The 19,775-nt window shown below is 59.3% G+C and carries 19 protein-coding genes; 11 read left to right on the forward strand and 8 right to left on the reverse strand.

Going from position 1 to position 19,775, the window contains the following annotated elements; translation table 11 throughout:
- Positions 1–94 precede the first annotated feature (94 nt).
- Positions 95–484, reverse strand: coding sequence for a helix-turn-helix domain-containing protein (locus M0412_RS07730; protein ID WP_142839427.1), 390 nt, complete (start codon positions 482–484; stop codon positions 95–97).
- Positions 485–587: 103 nt separating this feature from the next.
- Between M0412_RS07730 and M0412_RS07735 the strand changes: the two genes are divergently transcribed.
- A complete protein-coding gene (locus M0412_RS07735; RefSeq protein WP_142839426.1) occupies positions 588–1,604 on the forward strand; it encodes a zinc-binding alcohol dehydrogenase family protein in 1,017 nt (338 codons plus the stop codon).
- A gap of 90 nt (positions 1,605–1,694) precedes the next feature.
- Here the strand turns inward: M0412_RS07735 and M0412_RS07740 are convergent, their stop codons facing one another.
- Both M0412_RS07740 and M0412_RS07745 read right to left on the reverse strand, forming a co-directional pair.
- On the reverse strand, positions 1,695–2,435 hold the full coding sequence (locus M0412_RS07740) for a pentapeptide repeat-containing protein (protein ID WP_269698408.1): 741 nt from the start codon (positions 2,433–2,435) through the stop codon (positions 1,695–1,697).
- A 363-nt stretch (positions 2,436–2,798) separates the two neighbouring features.
- Complete coding sequence (locus tag M0412_RS07745) at positions 2,799–4,463, reverse strand: electron transfer flavoprotein-ubiquinone oxidoreductase (protein ID WP_269698409.1); 1,665 nt, start codon at positions 4,461–4,463, stop codon at positions 2,799–2,801.
- Between the two features lie 440 nt (positions 4,464–4,903).
- Here M0412_RS07745 and M0412_RS07750 point away from each other — a divergent pair, with 440 nt between their 5' ends.
- The 3 genes from M0412_RS07750 to M0412_RS07760 are packed head-to-tail and all read left to right on the forward strand — an operon-like array spanning position 4,904 to position 6,631.
- Positions 4,904–5,374 carry a MarR family winged helix-turn-helix transcriptional regulator gene (locus M0412_RS07750; RefSeq protein WP_269698410.1) on the forward strand — a complete coding sequence of 157 codons (471 nt, stop codon included), beginning with the start codon at positions 4,904–4,906 and terminating at the stop codon, positions 5,372–5,374.
- A 10-nt stretch (positions 5,375–5,384) separates the two neighbouring features.
- A complete protein-coding gene (locus M0412_RS07755; RefSeq protein WP_269698411.1) occupies positions 5,385–6,131 on the forward strand; it encodes a class I SAM-dependent methyltransferase in 747 nt (248 codons plus the stop codon).
- Positions 6,128–6,631, forward strand: coding sequence for a thioesterase family protein (locus M0412_RS07760; protein WP_269698412.1), 504 nt, complete (start codon positions 6,128–6,130; stop codon positions 6,629–6,631). The genes M0412_RS07755 and M0412_RS07760 overlap by 4 nt, the downstream gene beginning before the upstream one ends.
- 49 nt (positions 6,632–6,680) lie before the next feature.
- Here the strand turns inward: M0412_RS07760 and M0412_RS07765 are convergent, their stop codons facing one another.
- Together M0412_RS07765 and M0412_RS07770 are read right to left on the reverse strand one after the other, a co-directional pair.
- Complete coding sequence (locus tag M0412_RS07765) at positions 6,681–7,445, reverse strand: isocitrate lyase/phosphoenolpyruvate mutase family protein (RefSeq protein WP_269698413.1); 765 nt, start codon at positions 7,443–7,445, stop codon at positions 6,681–6,683.
- A gap of 311 nt (positions 7,446–7,756) precedes the next feature.
- Positions 7,757–8,485 (reverse strand): SDR family oxidoreductase, encoded by a 729-nt coding sequence (locus tag M0412_RS07770; RefSeq protein ID WP_269698414.1) that lies wholly within the window; start codon positions 8,483–8,485, stop codon positions 7,757–7,759.
- 186 nt (positions 8,486–8,671) lie between these two features.
- Between M0412_RS07770 and M0412_RS07775 the strand changes: the two genes are divergently transcribed.
- Positions 8,672–8,959 carry a winged helix-turn-helix transcriptional regulator gene (locus tag M0412_RS07775; RefSeq protein WP_371338137.1) on the forward strand — a complete coding sequence of 96 codons (288 nt, stop codon included), beginning with the start codon at positions 8,672–8,674 and terminating at the stop codon, positions 8,957–8,959.
- 85 nt (positions 8,960–9,044) lie between these two features.
- Here M0412_RS07775 and M0412_RS07780 read toward each other — a convergent pair whose 3' ends face one another.
- Complete coding sequence (locus M0412_RS07780; RefSeq protein WP_142839419.1) at positions 9,045–9,965, reverse strand: cation diffusion facilitator family transporter; 921 nt, start codon at positions 9,963–9,965, stop codon at positions 9,045–9,047.
- An 80-nt stretch (positions 9,966–10,045) separates the two neighbouring features.
- Here M0412_RS07780 and M0412_RS07785 point away from each other — a divergent pair, with 80 nt between their 5' ends.
- Positions 10,046–10,834: an SDR family oxidoreductase gene (locus tag M0412_RS07785; RefSeq protein WP_269698416.1), complete on the forward strand. Its 789-nt coding sequence runs from the start codon at positions 10,046–10,048 to the stop codon at positions 10,832–10,834.
- Positions 10,835–10,855: 21 nt separating this feature from the next.
- On the opposite strand, the gene M0412_RS07790 is transcribed toward M0412_RS07785, so the two are convergent.
- A complete protein-coding gene (locus M0412_RS07790) occupies positions 10,856–11,833 on the reverse strand; it encodes a sensor domain-containing diguanylate cyclase (RefSeq protein WP_269698417.1) in 978 nt (325 codons plus the stop codon).
- A gap of 410 nt (positions 11,834–12,243) precedes the next feature.
- Here M0412_RS07790 and M0412_RS07795 point away from each other — a divergent pair, with 410 nt between their 5' ends.
- From M0412_RS07795 to M0412_RS07805, 3 genes are all read left to right on the forward strand, one after another.
- Positions 12,244–13,542 (forward strand): Hsp70 family protein, encoded by a 1,299-nt coding sequence (locus tag M0412_RS07795; protein ID WP_269698418.1) that lies wholly within the window; start codon positions 12,244–12,246, stop codon positions 13,540–13,542.
- A 43-nt stretch (positions 13,543–13,585) separates the two neighbouring features.
- Positions 13,586–14,497 carry a uracil-DNA glycosylase family protein gene (locus tag M0412_RS07800; protein ID WP_269698419.1) on the forward strand — a complete coding sequence of 304 codons (912 nt, stop codon included), beginning with the start codon at positions 13,586–13,588 and terminating at the stop codon, positions 14,495–14,497.
- Positions 14,498–14,648: 151 nt separating this feature from the next.
- Positions 14,649–14,840, forward strand: coding sequence for a hypothetical protein (locus tag M0412_RS07805; protein ID WP_003509784.1), 192 nt, complete (start codon positions 14,649–14,651; stop codon positions 14,838–14,840).
- A 377-nt stretch (positions 14,841–15,217) separates the two neighbouring features.
- Here M0412_RS07805 and M0412_RS07810 read toward each other — a convergent pair whose 3' ends face one another.
- The gene (locus M0412_RS07810; protein ID WP_142839415.1) at positions 15,218–16,156 is read right to left on the reverse strand and encodes a DMT family transporter; all 939 of its coding nucleotides are present in this window, start codon (positions 16,154–16,156) and stop codon (positions 15,218–15,220) included.
- A gap of 445 nt (positions 16,157–16,601) precedes the next feature.
- Here M0412_RS07810 and pepN point away from each other — a divergent pair, with 445 nt between their 5' ends.
- Together pepN and M0412_RS07820 are read left to right on the forward strand one after the other, a co-directional pair.
- Positions 16,602–19,250, forward strand: a complete 2,649-nt coding sequence (gene pepN / locus M0412_RS07815; protein ID WP_269698420.1) for an aminopeptidase N — start codon at positions 16,602–16,604, stop codon at positions 19,248–19,250.
- Positions 19,251–19,386: 136 nt separating this feature from the next.
- Positions 19,387–19,707 (forward strand): carboxymuconolactone decarboxylase family protein, encoded by a 321-nt coding sequence (locus M0412_RS07820; RefSeq protein ID WP_269698421.1) that lies wholly within the window; start codon positions 19,387–19,389, stop codon positions 19,705–19,707.
- The last annotated feature ends 68 nt before the right edge of the window (positions 19,708–19,775 follow it).

Raw genomic sequence — 19,775 nt, forward strand, 5'->3', positions numbered from 1 at the left:
ACGATGGCAGCATTATGCATTAATCGGGGCAAATACATGTTGCATCGCACCATCGCGAGCATGGAAAGCGGCACGTGGTCTTACCCGTGATTTTTCAGGCGGCCTTTTCCTCGGCCTGGGGAAGCTGTGTGTATTTCGCGCCATTCTTGCAGACGACATGGGCGTCGCCCCAGCTTTTCAGCGCCGAAATCACCGGCTTCATCGTGTCGCCAAGCGGCGTCAGCGCGTAGTCCACACGTGGCGGCACCACCGGGAAGACGGTGCGCGAAATCAGACCCGCCTCCTCCAGTTCGCGCAGCTGCTTGGTGAGCATGCGCTGGGTGACGCTTGGAATATGGCGGCGCAGCTCGTTGAAGCGCAGCGTGCCCTCGTTGATGAGGTGATAAAGGATCACGCCTTTCCATTTTCCGTCGAGAAAACTCAAGGTCGATTCCACCGGGCAACCGGGAAAATTGCCGGTGAGCTTGGCGCGCGGTCGCGACATCACAGTATCCTTTTTGTATGTATCATCACAAAATGTGCATTCTTGCGATTGATGTTCATATGTATCAAGTAAGAGGCACGCAAACAAGCAAAGGAGACTGTTCATGCGCGCCATCGGTTACAGGACAAGCCAGCCCATCACCGCCAGCGATGCGCTTGTCGATATCGACCTGCCGCAGCCGGAGGCGAAGGGGCACGACATTCTGGTGGAGGTGAAGGCCGTTTCGGTCAACCCCGTTGACACCAAGGTGCGCCGCAACCAGTCGCCGGAAAATGGTGCTACCCGCGTGCTCGGTTTCGATGCGGCGGGCGTGGTGAAGGCCATCGGTGACAAGGTCTCGCTGTTCAAGCCCGGCGACGAGGTGTTTTACGCCGGTGTCATCAACCGTCCCGGCTCCAACAGCGAATTCCACCTGGTCGATGAACGCATTGTCGGCGAAAAGCCGAAATCGCTGAATTTCGAGGAAGCCGCAGCCCTGCCGCTGACGGCAATCACCGCTTACGAGACGTTGTTCGACCGGCTGCGGGTGAAGGATCCGGTTCCGGGCGCAGCCAACGCCGTTCTGGTCATCGGTGGCGCCGGTGGCGTCGGTTCAATTGCCATCCAGCTTCTGCGGGCGTTGACGGACCTTACCGTCATCGCCACCGCCTCGCGGCCGGAAACGATGGCCTGGGCGAAAGACCTCGGCGCGCATCATGTCGTCGATCACAGCAAGCCGATTGCCCCGCAGGTGGAGGCGCTTGGCCTCGGCGCGCCGGGCTTCGTGTTTTCAACCACCCATAGCGACATCCACGCCGCCGACAGCGTGGCGACCATTGCGCCGCAGGGCCGTTTCGCGCTGATCGACGATCCAGCCGGCGGTTTCGATGTCATGGCCTTCAAACGCAAATGCGTATCGATCCATTGGGAAATGATGTTCGCCCGCGCGGTCTTTGAGACACCAGACATGATCGAGCAGCACAAGCTGCTGAACCACGTTGCGAAACTGGTCGATGCTGGCAAGATCAAGACGACGCTGACGGAAGTCTTCGGCACTATCAATGCCGCAAATCTCATCAAGGCGCATGCGCTGATCGAGAGCAACAAGGCCAAGGGCAAGATCGTGCTTTCAGGCTTCTGACCGACGCGACGGCGCGTCCGCCTGTGCGGGCGCGCCAATTCCGCCCTGTGCCGCTGCCACGCGCAAAAAACTCGCGTGGATTTTGTCTTGTCAGTCGTCGTCCGGATCTTCAGGGCACGGCCATGATGCGGGCGTGGTCAGGCCGCTCGGCAATTTTGTCTTGGCATCGCCGCAGGCAATATCGACCTGTCTTTGCTCCAGCCCTGTCGCGGTGGAAAGATCCACCCCCTCGATGCGCGTCAGGAGCAGGAAGGCACTGGTGAAATCCACCGGGCCGCCGAGTGTTGCGCCACCGAAGCGGGCGCGCGACAGGTTGGTGAGGGAAAATTTCGAGCCGTTCAGCGTCGCGCCCTCGAAATCGGCGCGGCCGAGTTCGGCCTTGGTGAAATCCGTACCGTCGAGCTTGGTTTTTTCGAACTTGGTGCGCTGCATTTCGGCGTTGATAAATTTGGCGTTGGTGGCGTCGGCGGCGCTAAAGTCGCTACGATAAGCTTCCACCTTGGTCAGATTGGCGCCCTGCAGGTTCGCCTCCCCCAGCGCCGTGCGGATGAGTTTCGCCTTTTCGAGATTGGCGCCCTTCATCGACGAGCCACGCAGGTCGGTATAGGTAAAGTCCGCTCCGTAAAGCATCGCCGAATCGAGATTGCTGCCACCCAGCATCAGGAGACGCTTGTTGCATTCGCGCCAGTCGATGCCGGCCATGGCATCGGCGCGGCAGCTGGCAGCCACCAGCGGACCGCCGCTCAGCGAAACGGCAATAACCACGCCGGCCGCCAAAGCGGCACCAAACCTTGTCGTCCGCACGATATTCAGCTTCTGAAAGCCGGGCATTCTCTTACTCCCTGCCACCGGAGCGACGGCGCAAACGTGAGCCGCCCCTGGGGACCATATGCACATTCAAGGCGTTACCGCATTTCCATCCCGCATTCCACGGGCCAGTTGACGGCAGGACACCCCAACATCCTATATGTAAGAAATCGAAGAGCAATCCACAAATAGGCAGGGGCAAAGAACGCTTTCGCCTTCGTCACGCCGGCCTTGAGCCGGCATCCGGCCACGGCGCGTCTGTGCCGTGAAAAGGCGTTCTCGCCGCGCAGGCGCGCGCCGGCTGGATTCCGGCTCAAGGCCGGAATGGCGGAAACGGGATAGGCCCGAATACAACGACGGAGGGGAATTCACCCCTTTTAGCCACCATCACATATTGGCGTAAACCGGCCCCTCACCGCCCTGCGGCGGCACCCAGTTGATGTTCTGGTTGGGATCCTTGATGTCGCAGGTCTTGCAGTGCACGCAGTTCTGGGCGTTGATGACGTAGACCTCCTCTCCATCCTTCTCCACCCACTCGTAGACACCTGCCGGACAATAACGCGTCGAAGGACCGGCATAGACATCGTGTTCGGAGCGCTTCTGCAGCTCCATGTCCTTCACCTGAAGATGCACCGGCTGGTCTTCCTCATGGTTGGTGGAGGACAGGAATACCGAGGACAGGCGGTCGAAAGTCAGAACGCCATCCGGCTTCGGATAGGCGATAGGCTTGTGCTTCGAAGCCGGCTCGAGGCTCTGCGCATCCGTCTTGCCATGCTTCAGCGTGCCGAAGAGCGAGAAACCGAACAGCTGGTTCGTCCACATGTCCAGACCGCCGAGGCCGACGCCAACCAGCGTGCCGAATTTCGACCAGAGCGGCTTGACGTTGCGCACCCGCTTCAGATCCTTGCCGATATCGCCTTCGCGCCATTCGGCCTCGATCTCAGCCACCTCGTCATGGGCGCGGCCGGCTGCAATCGCCGCGGCGATCTTGTCCGCCGCCAGCATGCCCGACAGCACGGCATTGTGGCTGCCCTTGATGCGCGGCACGTTGACGAGACCGGCCGAACAGCCGATCAGCGCGCCGCCCGGGAAAGTGAGCTTCGGCACCGACTGATACCCGCCTTCGGTGATGGCGCGCGCGCCATAGGAAATGCGCTTGCCGCCCTCGAACGTATCGCGAATGGCCGGGTGTGTCTTGAAGCGCTGGAATTCCTCGAAGGGATAAAGATAGGGGTTCTTGTAGTTGAGATGCACCACGAAGCCGACGGCAACGAGATTGTCCTCGAGATGATAGAGGAACGAACCGCCACCCGTCTTGAAACCCAGCGGCCAGCCGAAGGAATGCTGCACGAGACCCTGTTTGTGGTGCTCCGGTTTGACCTGCCAGAGCTCCTTGATGCCGATGCCGAACTTCTGCGGCTCGCGATCCCTCGACAGATCAAACCTGGAAATCAGCTGCTTGGCGAGCGAACCACGCACACCCTCGCCGATCAGCACGTATTTGCCGTGCAGTTCCATGCCGCGGGTGAAGGCAGGGCCAGGCTCGCCGTTCTTTTCGATGCCCATATCACCGGTGGCGACACCGATGACAGCGCCTTCGTCATTATAAAGCACTTCGGTGGCGGCAAAGCCCGGATAGATCTCGACGCCGAGCCCTTCCGCCTTTTCCGCCAGCCATCGACAGACGAGGCCGAGCGAGACGATGTAATTGCCGTGATTGTTCATCAAGGGCGGCATCATGAAATTCGGCAGGCGGATGGAGCCGGCCGGGCCTAAAAACATGAACTGGTCGTCCTTGACCTCGGTCTTGAAGGGATGCCCCTCCTCTTCGCGCCAGCCGGGCAAAAGCCGGTCGATGCCGATCGGATCGACCACCGCGCCGGAGAGGATATGGGCGCCGACTTCAGCACCCTTTTCGAGAACGACAACCGAAAGCTCAGGCTCCACCTGCTTCAGCCGGATCGCGGCGGCAAGACCCGCAGGACCCGCACCGACGATCACAACGTCGAATTCCATCGCTTCGCGTTCGGGCAGTTCCATCGCTTCCGTCATTTCATCCTCTCAGATCGCCGGTCCCATCCGGCTGTTATTATATCCGCTTTCCACCATCGGCAGGCCATTGCCGGTGCGAGGTAAAAAGCCCGTGCGCAACAAGGAGTTCGCCTCCCCTGTCTTCGCAAAGCAAGACGCCTTTGTCGAGCTTCTATAGCGGCAAAACATGTCGCACGCCACTTAATTGTCAGACAACCTGACGATTGATTTATTACTTTTACGTTCACGTAAACATGAGAATAGAAGCGACGGGCATAAGCGTCAAGGGTGTCGGCAGCTGTCGATCAAGGAATAGCAAGCGCATTCGTTTCGCCTTATCATGGATCAAACTCGGCTTTCCTTCCGCCTTGCACGGAACGCTTAACGGCGACTTCCAACACTTCAACATGCGCAACGAGTCCCACTTGAAATTACATTAGCGCTAATGTAAATCACCTCACATGGTTATCAATCACAGGCCCGGTCTGGGCGAACTCCTCCGTTATGTCGGAGAACTTGTCGATCAGGGTGCCGCCGAGCGTTATCGGGCACTCGATCTCGACTATCGCCCGCGCTACACGCCGGTGCTGCGCGCATTGAGCGCCGGCGCCGTGACGATAACGGACATCACCACCGCCAGCAGCCTTACCCAGGGCGCGATCAGCCAGACGGTCGGCCTGATGCTGAAGGACGGGCTGATTGTCCGGCATGCATTGGATGATGGAAGGAAGAGCGGTCTGAGGCTGACCGAGCGTGGTCTCCAACTTCTGCAAAAGCTGGAGCCGCACTGGGAAACGACCTTCCGCGCCATCCATGAGCTTGAAGCCGAAATCGGCTTTCCGGTTCTGAAAATTCTTGGAAGCCTCGCAGCGGCGCTCGAACGACATGGCTTCGCGGATCGGCTGGCAGAAGCAGAAAAACGTCATGACTAGGAAAACTGAAATGACCGCGCAAAACTGGTTCGACACGGGCGGCAGCGCCTATGCATTGTTCAGACCGGAATATCCGGCAGGGCTTGCGCGGTTTCTCGCGCAAACCGTTGACGGCCGGGGTTGTGCCGTCGATGTCGGATGTGGAAACGGGCAGCTGACGCGGCAGCTCGCGGACCATTTCAACAAGGTGATCGGTATCGATCCCAGCCAGGACCAGATTGCGAATACGCGCCGGCACACCAATATCAACTATCTCTGCGCTCCCGCAGAAAAGCTACCGCTGCCGGAGAAAAGCGTGAGCCTGATAACGGCGGCGCAGGCGGCCCACTGGTTCGACCTGCCGCGTTTTTATGCCGAGGTGCGGCGCATCGCTGAAGACGGTGCAATCATCGCGCTGGTCAGCTATGGCATCATGCAACTGGCGCCTTCAGGGCTTCAGGACCGGTTCGATATATTCTACCGCGACGAAATCGGCCCCTACTGGCCGCCGGAGCGCAAGCTTGTCGATTCAGGATATGCCGATATCGAATTTCCGTTCGAGGAACTGCCCTATCCTGACATGGCGATAGACCGGGTCTGGGAGCTTGGGGAGTTTCTGGGTTATCTGTCGACCTGGTCGGCTGTACGGCGCGTCAATGAAGCCGGGCGCGACGACATTCTGGAAAACTTCGTGCGCGATATCTCGGCTCTCTGGGGCGATCCGGCGCGGAGGCTGCCAATTTCATGGCCGATCAACATGCGATTGGGGACATTATGAGCCAGATCATCACGCCTCCGCGACCCGCTGTCGGACTGCGTCATATCGAACAGCTGCGCGTCGCGCCCCTCCACACCGTGCCTGAGATCGACGATTCCTGGCCGGGTTTTCAAGACATGCCGCCGGTTCTGGCGACTGCAATCATGATCGCCTTCATCGAGCAGACATGTGTGCAGGGCCTTCGGCCGTTCCTCGACGCAGGGCAATGTACCCTCGGCACACATGTCGATGTCAGTCACGTCGCCGCAACGGCCATCGGGATGACGGTTACCGCCGAAATCGAACTGATCGAGATTGAGGGGAAATCCCTCCTCTTCAGGGTGACCTGCCGCGACGACGCCGGACTGATCGGCGAAGGAACACATCGGCGCGCGCTCGTTGACACCGACCGTTTCATGAAAAAGCTGGGTGAGAAGTCCGCTGCTGCAGCGGCTTCCCAAGGGCCGGCAGCGGCCGTGGTGCTTGCAACTCTTGGATTGCCCGTTTCCCAAAGGCGGTAATGGCGAAGACGAGCGCGATCTGCCGGCCGCGCCCGATGCGGATCATCTCTCAAGCAAAAATACGTGCCCGTTTTTCCAGATCGCGACTGACCTCGGCGTATGGAGCGGGTCCGAAGCTGATGCGCGCCACCCCAAGCGAGGCCAATGCGCGAACTTCTTCCGTGTCTCCCGATGTCATGACGTTGATCGGCAGCGTCGTCTGTCGGCATATTTTCTCGATCAGCTTTTTATCCTTCAGCCCGGGCACGAAGAAGCCATCCGCGCCTGCTGCTGCATAGGCGGCCTCGCGGGCGAATACGTCGTCCAGCAGGGTTGCGTGATCCACCCCTTCCGCCGCCTTCAGAAACACATCCGTTCGCGCATTGATGAAAACCGGGATACCGGCATCACTTGCCGCGCTGCGGACGGCCCGAAGCCGATCCGACTGGTGACCGATGTCATGCAGACCCTTGCCGTGCACCACCTGATCCTCGAAGTTCAATCCGATGACGCCGAGGGCAAACAGGCGGCCAACATTCTGCCTGACGGCGGCGGGATCATCTGCATAACCGCCTTCAAAATCCACGGTGAGAGGCAGATCGACACATTTCGTTATGCGCGCGACGACTGACAATGCGTCATCCAGCGGCATTTCCTCACCATCCGAATAACCCTGTGCCGCGGCGACAGACCAGCTTCCGGTGGCTATCGCCTTCGCCCCGCCACGCGCAACGGCCACCGCACTTCCCGCATCCCAGATGTTGTAGAGGACGATGGGATCACCCGGAATGTGCAAGCTGCGGAATATTTCCGCACGTTCGATTTGACTGTTCATCGCGGTCTCTCCTGTGATCGATATTGCCGAGCTTTTGCTCATCCAATCAGTCGTTACAGGCGGCCGAAGCCGCTGCAACAATCCGGAAAACTGCTAACACTGACCCTGCGCTGCGACCGCCGATTTTCGGGCGTCGATGTCCTTATTTTCAAGCACTGCGTGCGGCCAGTCTCGGGTGTCCCGCTCAGATCGCCCATTCCTCATCCGTCGTAAACACAATCGTCAGCCACCGGTCGGCTCCCTCGCCACCAAGCTCGTCTTGATCGCAGGCAGCAGCATCGTCGCTGCCTGCGATCAATAGTCAAATCACTTCAATGCTGGTGATGTTGCGCAGGCAGGATCGCTTCGGCATGGGTCCGCTCGGTTGTGAGCGACCAGATCTCCTGGGCAAGTGTGTCAGGATCGATCGTTGGAAAACGCCCGTCACCGACAGGCAGGCCGTTGGCGACTGCCGCACGAAGTCCCGTGGAGTTGTCAATCATCGCTCCGATGTGAAGCATTCCGGCGAACACTCCGCGATCCCTGATCTCATCGTGAAGGCCAAGAATGTAATTGCGTGTGGCAGCAAAAGCGGGGCCCGGGCCGCTTAGCCCCGGCATTGGTGTTACGGCCGAAAGACCATCCGCAATGACGATCGCGCCATCGCCGCGAGCGAGCATCCCAGGCAATACTGCCCTGACAACCTCAACCGGTGCGAATGTCAGGATATTGGTGAGTTCTCTCAGCGAAGCTGATGTCAGATCGACCGCTGGAAGCATCCGGAAATTGCCGACAGGCGCAAAAATCGCGGTATGAATGGGACCGGCCTTATCTTCGATATCACGGACCAGAGCCGGGATTGCTTCAATCTCGTTGAGGTCGGCAGGAAAGGCCCTGGCATCCACCCCTTGCGCCAGCAGTTCGTCTACCCTCTCGCTGAGGGATTGAGCATTGCGAGCAACAAGGGCGACCCTGAATCCAGCCTTACCGTAACGTCTCGCGACGGACGCGCCGAGCCCGGTTCCATATCCAAAAATTGCAATTGTTTTCCGGTCAGTCATAACATCTCCTATGGCAGTATGTTTTCATGACTAGCTATGTATGTTAGACTGGGAACAACACAAGAACGCATAATTTTAGGGCCTGGTCACATGAATCTACCTACCCCGCCATCACAACCCGGAACGAGTGCGGATTGCCGTCCCATTAGCCCGATGCTTGGCCGCATCGGTGACAAATGGACTATAATGACGATTACGATGCTGCTTGATGGCCCAAGGAGGTTCAATGAGTTGCGCAGACTTATAGGGGGAATTAGCCAGCAAATGCTGACAAGAACGCTGCGCGCTCTTGAGAATGATGGCCTCGTTTCCAGAAAAGTCTATCCGACGATTCCCCCGCAGGTGGAATATAATTTGACCGCTCTTGGTCAATCTCTGGCGGAACCTCTTACAAGGCTAACCGGCTGGGTTCTGCAAAATATTGCCGAGGTCGAGCGCAATCGTTTGGCTGCCGCCAACAGATCGATGGATTAGCCTCCCTCATGCAATTCAGGCGCTGAAAATAAAGTGTAAAGACCGTTGGGCCGATATCTTCAGTGGCCTGGAACGCTCCACCCGCTCAAATCGCCCATTCTTCATCCGTCGTAAACACGATCGTCAGCCACCGGTCGGCTCCCTCGCCGCCAAGCGCATCGCCGATCTCGTCGCGGATGGCATCCCACTCCTCAAGCCGTCGGGCCGGCCAGTTCTTCGGCACGATGAAGAAAAGTTCGATCTGTCGGCCGCGTCCGACGCGGGCGACGTAGGAATAATGCGAGGCGAAGCCGAATTTTTCGACCGTCTCCGTCGCCACCCGGTCCACATGCTGCTTGAATTCCAGCGGCGTGACCAGAAGAATATCGGCGAGCGCCTGTTTCACATTGCCGAGCGGCATGGGGATGATGACAAGGCAGACCAGCGCCAGCACGGCAGGGTCGACATAGGGCGCGAGCCATGCCTGCGATGTTCCGGTCAGCCCGTAACCGATGGCGAAGGCGACGAACAGCGCCATGCTCAAGAGCGCGCTCATCAGCCAGCTTTTGGCATCCAGCGCCACGAAGGCGGATTTCAGCCGGCGGTTCTGCCGTTTGACGAACCATGCCATGGCAAGCGAAACGGCAAAGCTGAAGAAGGTGACGATGATGGCATAGTCGAACTCGATCGAGCGGCCGCCATCCATCAGGCTGTCGATGGCATTGATCAGCGCATAGATCGCCGCGCCCATCAGCAGCGTGCCGTTAAGGCCGAGCACCATCGGCTCCAGATGCCAGAAACCCATGGTGAAACGCTCCACCAGCCGGCCACCCGGCTTGGGCGCGGCCGAGGCTGCGATAAGCCGCGCCACGAGCAACGCCAGCACCGTCATGAAGGCATCGGTGAGCGCATAAACACCATCGAAAACCACGGCGAAGGAGCCGGAGAACAAACCCGCACTGATGCCGAACAGGGCCAGAAGAACCGTGACGGCAATGGAGAATTTAAGCAGAGATTGTTCTGTCATGACGTGTATTTGACCTTCAAAAGCGGACGCCACCTTCCTATAAACAGCACAGACACTCCTCACAAGACAGGACAAACCCCATGGATTTCGGCATTTCCGGCAAACGCGCCCTCGTTCTCGCCTCTTCTCGCGGCCTCGGGCTGGGCATTGCCACGGCGCTCGCCAAGGAAGGCGCAAATGTTCTTCTCGTCGGCAGAAGCGGCGAAAAACTGGAGGCGAATTGCAAGGCGATCAATGCGCTTGGCAAGGGCAAGGCCGACTGGGTCTGGGGTGATCTGGCCGACGACAATTTCGTCGAGGCCATGGTTGAGGCCGTCAAGGACAAGCTCGGCGGCATCGATATTCTCGTCAACAACACCGGCGGCCCGACGCCGGGTCTCGCTCAGGAAATGACGACCGAGAAGCTCGACACCTTCTTCCAGTCGATGGTGCTGCGGGTCATCACGCTGACCAATGCGCTGTTGCCGCAGATGAAGGAACAGGGTTTCGGCCGCATCCTGACCGTCGCCTCATCCGGCGTGTTCGAACCCATCGCCAATCTGGCGCTCTCCAACACCCTGCGCGGCGCGCTGGTGGGCTGGAGCAAGACATTGTCCAGCGAAGTGGCCGGTTTCGGCATCACCTCCAACCTGCTTCTGCCCGGCCGCATCCACACCGACCGCATCGACGAGCTGGATGGCGCCAACGCCAAGCGCCTGGGCAAAAGCGTCGAGGAAATCCGTGAAGCTTCGGTCAAGAGCATTCCGGCCGGTCGCCTCGGCACGGTGGAAGAATTTGCCGCCGCCGGCGCTTTCCTGTGCTCGGTGCCGGCAAGCTATATCACCGGCACGATGCTGCGGGTGGATGGCGGCGCGGCGAAGTCGAACTGACAGCCGCCACGCATACACCCGTCAGGAAACCGTTTCGTAGATCACGAAGCGGTTTCGGCCTGTGTTCTTGGCCTCATAAAGAGCCGTGTCGGCGCGGCGCAGAACATCGCTGGCGCTCTCGCCGGGATTGGCAAAGGCGATGCCGGCCGAACAGCTATAACGAAAATCCGGCATATCCCCGAGCGGTGACGCATCCGCCAGCGACGACAGCAGCCCCCGCATGACAGTCTCGGCGATATGCATCCGCGAACCGCTGAGGACCAGCAGGAATTCCTCCCCGCCGATCCGGCCAACGAGATCATCGCGCCCGACGCTCGCGGAAAGCCGCGCGGCGAAATCCTTGAGAACCATATCGCCGCAGGCATGTCCAAAGCGATCATTCACCGACTTGAAGTGATCGATATCCATGATGATGACGGCAAGTGCCTGCGCCTTGTTGGGGCCGAGCATGTGATTGAGGCTATCCATGGCATAACGGCGGTTGCCGAGACCGGTCAGTTCATCGCTCAGCGCCGACTTCAACGCCCTGTCGCGCTCCTGTCTGAGATCGCGCAATTCGATGCCGAGTTCGGAAATATCGGTGACGACGCACAGCATCCAGCCGCCCGGCAACGTCGTTTCAGTCGTCAGCACCCAGCGCCCGTCATTGAGACCGGTCTCAATGGTGCGGAAGGGCAGCTTGCCGCGCCGTGTTCTGGCGGAACGCAGCCAGAGTTCGAAATCGGCGGTTTCAATGGCGGTGCCGGTGGAGCTGCGATACCCGCTACGCATGAGGTCCACCCAACTTGGGAAATCAGCCGGCCCGATGCCGAGCGCCTTGCGAAAAACCGTATTGGCGAAACGCAACTCATCGCTGCCGTCAAAAAGCGCATAACCCTGCTGCGATGCTTCCATGAGATTGAGAAGCTGCCGGTTGAAAACCGCAATCTCGCCCCGCACCGACTCGGGACAGTCCAGCGGTACGTCTTCCAGGAGGGAGTCGGTTATCTTGCGGGGCATCAAATTTTCCGGGTTGGGAAGGGCAACAGGTGAAACGCAATACAGGGAGCTTCGATTTATATTCTTCGAGTATAAAATATGCCTCGCCACCTAATCTTCTGATTTGCGCCATTATAACCACAAACCCCTAAAGATATTGCCGAAAACTATCGCATTCTTTCATTGGCGCATGAGCAAATCATTTACCACCCGCTCCCCCTGTCGATGTTTCCCCAGCCCCCTTCAGACAAAGGGGACAGGCCGCCCGGCAGCAATTGGCCGAAAAACGGCGGGCCGACGCTTGCCATTCCATCTGCCCTGTGCAATCAACCGCCCTCCTCTGACATCGGGACGCCAAAGGCATCCCTTATTTTCACGCCGGGCCACCCAAGGGCCGGGCGAATATTTTTTTCGGCGACAAGGATATGGCGATGACGCAAAAGCGGGCACTTGGCCTCGATTTCGGCACGACCAACACGGTCATGGCTCTTTCCAACGGTGGCGGCGACAGCCATTCCATGCGTTTCACCAGCAACGCCGGCACGGATGACAGCATGCGCACGGCGCTCTCCTTCATGAAGGATGCCGGCCTCGGTGCCGCCGCGCTGCATGTGGAAGCGGGCCATGCCGCCATCCGGCAGTTCATCGACAATGCCGGCGATTGTCGCTTTTTGCAGTCGATCAAGACATTTGCGGCCTCACCGCTGTTTCAGGGCACGCTGATCTTCGCCAAGCGCCAGAGCTTCGAGGATCTGATGGAGGTGTTCCTGCGCAAGCTGAAAACCTATGCGGGTGACGAATGGCCAGGCGACGTCTCGACCGTCATCGCCGGCCGGCCGGTGCGTTTCGCCGGCAGCAATCCGGACGAAGCGCTGGCGCTTGCCCGCTACAACGAGGCGCTGACGCGCGCCGGCTTTCCGGAAATCCACTATGTCTATGAGCCGGTGGCGGCGGCCTATTATTTCGCCCAGAGCCTGAAGAAGGACGCCAATGTGCTGGTGGCGGATTTTGGCGGCGGCACCACCGACTATTCGCTGATCCGTTTCGAGACCCATGCCGGCAAGCTTTCCGCCACCCCCATCGGCCATTCCGGCGTCGGTGTGGCGGGCGATCATTTCGACTTCCGGATGATCGACAATCTGGTCTCGCCCGAGATCGGCAAGGGCAGCAAGTTCAAGAGCTTCGACAAGGTGCTGGACGTGCCCTCCGGTTATTACGTGAATTTCGGTCGCTGGAACCAGCTGTCGATCTTCAAGACATCCAAGGAATTCACCGCGCTTAAATCGCTGGTGCGCTCGGCGCTGGAGCCGGAAAAGCTCGAACTCTTCGTCGATCTCGTTGACCATGACGAGGGATACCCGCTCTATCAGGCAATTTCCGCCACCAAGATGGCGCTTTCTTCGGCGGAAGAAGCGGAATTCAACTTCACGCCGCTCGGCAAGGCCGGCCGCAAGATGGTCAAACGCAGCGATTTCAACGGCTGGATCGCCGACGATCTCGCCAAGATCGAAGGCGCACTGGACGAGGTGCTGGAAAAAACGCAGGTGGCCCCCGAAGCCATCGACAAGGTGTTCCTGACCGGCGGCACCTCCTTCGTACCCGCGGTGCGGGAGCTTTTCACCCGGCGTTTCGATGCGGACCGGATCGAAAGCGGCGGCGAGCTGCTCTCGATTGCCCATGGTCTGGCGATGATCGGCGAAAGCGGTGACATTCAGCGCTGGACAGCGTGATTTACGGGTTCCCCGGGCGGGGAACATGGGATAATTTCCCCCCATGATCGCCGCCCACGACCTTTCCCCGGCCGAACTTGCCGCCCTCCTGCATTTCCATGCGGATGCGGGCGTGGACTGGCTGCTGGAAGACCAGCCGCTCGACCGTTTCGCCGAATTTGCCGCCGCCCGCCCTGCCCGGCCGCTGCAGGGACAGGAGGCGGGCGCAGCCGCGCGCCAGCCAAGCCAGCGGCCGATGGAACGCGGCGGCGATACACCTCAATACTCGCCGCAGCAGCAGCCGAAACGCCAGACGCCGGCACGCGGCGCGCCACCCGCCCCCGCGGTTCAGCAGAATGTTGCGATGCCGGACGAACAGGCCGTGGCGGCAGCGCGTTTTGCCGCCGAAAGCGCAAGGTCGCTTACCGAGCTGAAAACCGCGCTGGAAGGGTTCAGCGGCTGCAATCTCAAGAACAGCGCGCGCAGCACGATCTTCACCGAAGGCGATCCTTCATCCGCCATCATGGTCATAGGTCCCATGCCGGATGCCGATGACGACCGCGAAGGCCAGCCCTTTGCCGGCAAGACCGGGCTTTTGCTCGACCGTATGCTTTCGGCAATCGGCCTTGAACGCGGCACCATCATGCTCGGCAATGTCGTGCCGTGGCGGCCGCCGGGCAACCGCCCGCCAACGCAGGCGGAAATGGATATCTGCCGCCCCTTCATCGAGCGCCAGATCGCGCTGGCGGAGCCGAAACACCTGTTGCTTCTTGGCAACTTCACCGCACGTTTCTTCTTCGGCGGCACCGGAACGATCCATACGCTGCGCGGACAGTGGCGTGATGTCGCAGCCGGACATCTTGTTTTGCCGGCGCTGGCCAGCCTGCACCCGCAGGAACTTTTGAACGCGCCTGCCTCCAAGTCATTGGCATGGCAGGATTTATTGGCGTTTCGGGCCAAGGTTACGCAAGGCTGATTGCCTTATTATTGCTCAGTGTAAACGAATTATGAAAAAAGCCATGCGCAATTCGCATAACAGCGACGCATTTGGCCAGCTTGCCGAATCCATGCTGCGCTGCGATATACCGCAGTGTCTTGGGAGGAATTCGGTTTAAGGAACCAAGGCAATGACCACTCGCTTTCGTCCGGTACATTCCGGCTTTGAAACGCTCCGTCTGGCGGGCCTCGGCCCACGCTCCAGTCAGGGTTACCATCGTTTCGGCGCTGCCGCTAACGAACAGATGACCGCACGCGCTGCCATGCAGCAGGTCCGCGTGACGCGTCCTTCGGCTGTCTTTGCGGATTTCCGCGAGCGCTGAGAGCATTCAGGCCAGTATCAAGCTGGTCTACATATATGATTGCGCGCTGGCGTCTTTCTTCGGGAAGGCGCCTTTTGCTTTTGTGGTTTTGCTGAGAGAGACGGCGAGGTTAAGAGCCTTGCCAAATACTCTGACGTCATCCCCGGGCTTTTCGTGGTGTTGTCCGGTTCAGATTTCTGCACGCTCATGACATCGAGATTGAGGGCGCAAGGGACGAATGTTTCCCGCGACGTCATCCTCGGGCTTGACCCGAGGATCTAATCACCTCAACAAAATCAAAACGTTGGCAGATCCTCGGGACAGGCCGAGGATGACGCCGAGAGAAGAAATACCCGTCGTCATCAACTTCAACGGAACATATCGGGGAAATGGCGACTTCACCCCTGCGGCGTAGAGGCCTTGCGGGCTGCCCGTCTTGCCAGACCCAGCTGATGCTCTCGGAAGATGATGAATATGCCGGCAAGGATGACGATCGCCGTGCCGATCAGCATGGTGAGTGTGGGGATGTCTCCGAACAGAATGTAGGAAACTGCGATCCCGAAGACGATGGAGCTGTATTCGAAGGGTGCGATGACCGAGACTTCGGCATGGCGGTAGCTCTCCGTCAGGAAGATTTGCGCAACGCCGCCGCAGATGCCGCTGGTGATCAACAGCATGGCCTGCGTCATCGTCAGCGCGCTCCAGCCGAAGGGCACGCTCACCAGCGACAGCAGGGTGGCGGTGAGCGAAAAATAGAGCACTATGGTCGGCGTTTTTTCGGTATCGACCAATTGCCGCACCTGGATCATCGCCAGGCCGCCCAGCGCCGCGCCACACAGCACGGCAATCGCCCCCAGGCCCTCACCGGCGGCAAAGCCGCCTTCGCGCAGAAGCGTCATCTTCGGCCACAAAATCACCAGTACGCCCATCATGCCGACGAACACCGCGCTCCAGCGATAGACGCGCACCTTCTCATGCAGGATGAAAGCGGCAAAGACGACGGCCAGCAGCGGCGATGCATAACCGATGGCGATAAACTCCGGCAGCGGCAGCATGGTCAGCCCGTAAAAGCCGCAGGCCATGGAGAGGATGCCGAGAAAACCGCGTTTGAAATGGCCGAGAAGATTGTTGGTGTGCAGCGCGCTGGTCAGCGCATGCAGCCAGGCGAGATAAACGACAATCGGGATAATGGCGAAGGCGGAGCGGAAGAAGGTGATCTGGCCGGCCGGCACATCGGGACCGGCGGCCTTGATACAGGTCTGCATGACAAGAAAAAAGCCAACCGAAACCAGCTTCATGCTGATCCCGCGGAAGGGATTGGTCGGTTCGGCGTTCATTGGCAGTTACTCATATCGGCTGCGCAAACACGCCATCGGTAAATTTTCATGCGGGGAGGACGACGCAGGGGAATTGGATTTGCGCAAGGCTAGAACATTCCTCCCGGCCTTTACATCAAAAAATGTTATTCACCCATGAATTCGGTTGATTTGGTGACGGCAAAGAATTGCTTTCGCGTTTTCGGCCTCGCGTCAGATCAAAGCGACATGCGCTAAAATTTGAAGAAAATAAAATATAATTTCAGTAATCGTTCAACATTTGCTGCGATGGTCCATGGGTCCGGCGGCGGGGGAGGATCGTCTGCATGGCCGGTAAAGCCTTTATGGCGGGACAGAATGTCCTCCGATGCGCACATGAACGTGACGAATACTCCACCTATTTTACATCCCGGCCTTATGACGACATGATGGCGGGAAGACCACGCTAAGTTATTCAGGAACAGTCATGCGAACAGACACGGGCCAGATCGTTCACCTGGCAGATTACCGCCCCACCGATTTCGTTCTGGAGCGGGTGGATCTCACCTTCGAACTCGACCCCAAGAATACCAAGGTCGAAGCCCGTCTGATCTTTCACCGACGCGAAGGCGCCGATTCCCAGGCACCGCTTGTTCTCGATGGTGATGAGCTGACGCTTTCGGGCCTGCTGCTCGATCAGGTCGAGATCCCTGCCAGCCAATATGACGCTACGCCCGACAGCCTGACTATCCGTGATCTGCCGGCGGAAACGCCCTTCGAGATCTGCGTCACCAATTACATCAATCCGCAGGTCAATACGCAGCTGATGGGGCTTTACCGCACCAATGGCGTTTATTGCACCCAATGCGAGGCGGAAGGTTTCCGCCGCATCACCTATTTCCCCGACCGCCCGGATGTTCTGGCGCCCTATACAGTGACGATCATCGCGGCGAAGGAAGGCAACCCGCTGCTGTTGTCGAACGGCAATTTCCTCGGCGGCGGCAATTACGACGAGGGCCGTCACTTTGCCGCCTGGTTCGATCCGCATCCGAAACCGAGCTATCTCTTTGCGCTCGTCGCCGGTGATCTCGGCGTGGTGGAAGACAGGTTTACCACCGTCTCCGGTCGTGAAGTGGCGCTGAAGATTTATGTCGAGCACGGCAAGGAGCCGCGTGCGGCCTATGCCATGGACGCGCTGAAGCGTTCGATGAAGTGGGACGAAGAGCGTTTCGGCCGCGAATACGACCTCGATATCTTCATGATCGTCGCCGTATCCGATTTCAACATGGGGGCGATGGAGAACAAGGGTCTCAACGTCTTCAACGACAAATTCGTGCTGGCTGACCCGGAAACCGCCTCTGACGCGGATTACGCCAATATCGAGCGCATCATCGCGCATGAATATTTCCACAATTGGACCGGCAACCGCATCACCTGCCGCGACTGGTTCCAGCTGTGCCTGAAGGAAGGCCTGACGGTTTATCGCGATCAGGAGTTTTCCGCCGACATGCGCTCGCGCCCGGTCAAGCGCATCGCCGATGTACGCCATCTGAAATCGGAGCAGTTTCCGGAGGATTCCGGTCCGCTGGCGCATCCGCCGCGTCCCGATACCTATCGCGAAATCAACAATTTCTACACGACGACCGTTTATGAAAAGGGTGCCGAAGTCACCCGCATGATCGCCACGATCCTCGGTGCTGACGATTTCAAGAAGGGCATGGACCTTTATTTCGAACGTCATGACGGCGAAGCCGCGACGGTTGAAGATTTCGTCAAGAGCTTTGCCGATGCCAGCGGCCGCGATCTGTCGCAGTTTTCGCTATGGTACACCGAGGCCGGCACGCCGCTGGTCTCCGTCTCCTCCGCTTATGATGCCGGCAAGGCGACGTTCAGCCTGACGCTGGAACAGACCGTGGCGCCGACACCCGGCCAGCCGGTAAAACAGCCACGGCACATTCCGCTGTCGCTGGCGCTTATTCTCGACAATGGTCAGATCGCCGAGCCACAGGCAGTCGCCGGCGGCGAATATCGGGCTGGCGTGCTGCACCTGACCGAGCGCAACCAGACCTTCTCCTTCTCCGGCATTTCCTCGCGGCCCGTGCTGTCGATCAATCGCAGCTTCTCGGCGCCGGTTAATCTGCATTTCGAGCAGAATGCCGCCGATCTGGTGCAGATCGCCCGGCACGAGACGGATATGTTTGCCCGTTTTCAGGCGCTGACCGATCTTGCCTTGCCAGCACTGATTGCCGCCACCAAAGCGGTGCAGAATGGCGGTGAAGTGCGCACGGACGCCGAGCTCATCGCAACGCTTATTGAAATCGTCGGCGATTCCTCGCTCGAGCCCGCTTTCCGCGCACAGGCGCTGGCGCTGCCAAGCGAAACGGATATCGCCCGCGAACTGGGTGGCAATACCGATCCGGACGCCATTCACAAGGCGCGCAACGCCACGATAAAGGCGATCGCAACGGCCGGGCTTGAAACCTTCAGGCAGCTCGCGGAAGCGTCGGGTAACGGCGAGGCCTACAGTCCGGATGCGGACAGTGCCGGACGCCGTTCGCTTCGTAATGGCGCGCTCAGCTTCCTTGCCTTTGCCGAGGAGACCCCTGCCCGCGCGGCAAAAGCCTATGCCGACGCCACCAACATGACCGATCTCGCACATGCGCTCAGCGTATTGACCCAGCGTTTCCCCGACAGTGCCGAGACGAAAGAAGCGCTTACAGCTTTCGAAACGCGCTTCGCCGACAATGCGCTTGTTCTCGACAAGTGGTTCTCGCTGCAGGCCGCCATTCCCGGCGACGGCGCGCTTGATCGCATCAAGGCGCTGATGAAATCGAAACATTTCATCGCCACCAATCCGAACCGGGTGCGTTCGCTGGTCGGAACGCTTGCCTTTGCCAACCCCACCGGCTTCCACCGCGCAGACGGCGCCGCCTATCGATTCCTGGCGGAGCAGATCATCGCCATCGACAAGCGCAACCCGCAGCTTGCCGCGCGCATTCTCACCTCCATGCGTTCATGGCGGTCTCTGGAGGCGAGCCGCGCCGAACACGCGAAGGCCGCACTGTCGACGATTTCCGACGCCAAGGGCCTGTCCACGGATGTGAGCGACATTGTCGGGCGTATCCTGAAAGGCTAACCGCAAGCTTCTGGTTTGCCACCATTTTGAACATGCCGATACGCCGTCTTGATATCCATCAAGGCGGCGTAACGCATTGCGCAACATGATGGTCTCAAGGGGCCAGAACCGGCCCGGCAGCAGAAAGGAATTGCAGATGACCGACATGTCCAAGGCCAGCGCTTCGTTTCAGCGCTTCATGATGGACGCTCCCGCCCACAATGCGGCATGGCTTCAGGCCGTGCAGAAACTGGGTGTGGCATCCACGCTTGATGTGAAGACCCAGAGCCTGATCTATATCGGCATTCTGGCCGCGCTGCGCCTTGAAAGCGGTATCGCCTTTCATGTCATGGAAGCCAAGGCGCGTGGCGCAAGCCGTGAGGATATCATCAGCGCGGTGCTGACCGGTCTGCCGGCCGCCGGAAACGGCGTCGTCGGCGCGCTTGGCCCGGCTCTCGACGCTTTCGACGGTATCTGAAAGCCGCTTCCCCCCGCCTCCCGCGACAGCCGGTATTCTAGCGCCGGCTCACTGATTTCACTCATAAT

The sequence above is a fragment of the Agrobacterium sp. O3.4 genome (assembly GCF_041414895.1).
In the GTDB taxonomy this organism is placed as follows: Bacteria; Pseudomonadota; Alphaproteobacteria; order Rhizobiales; family Rhizobiaceae; genus Agrobacterium; species Agrobacterium cucumeris.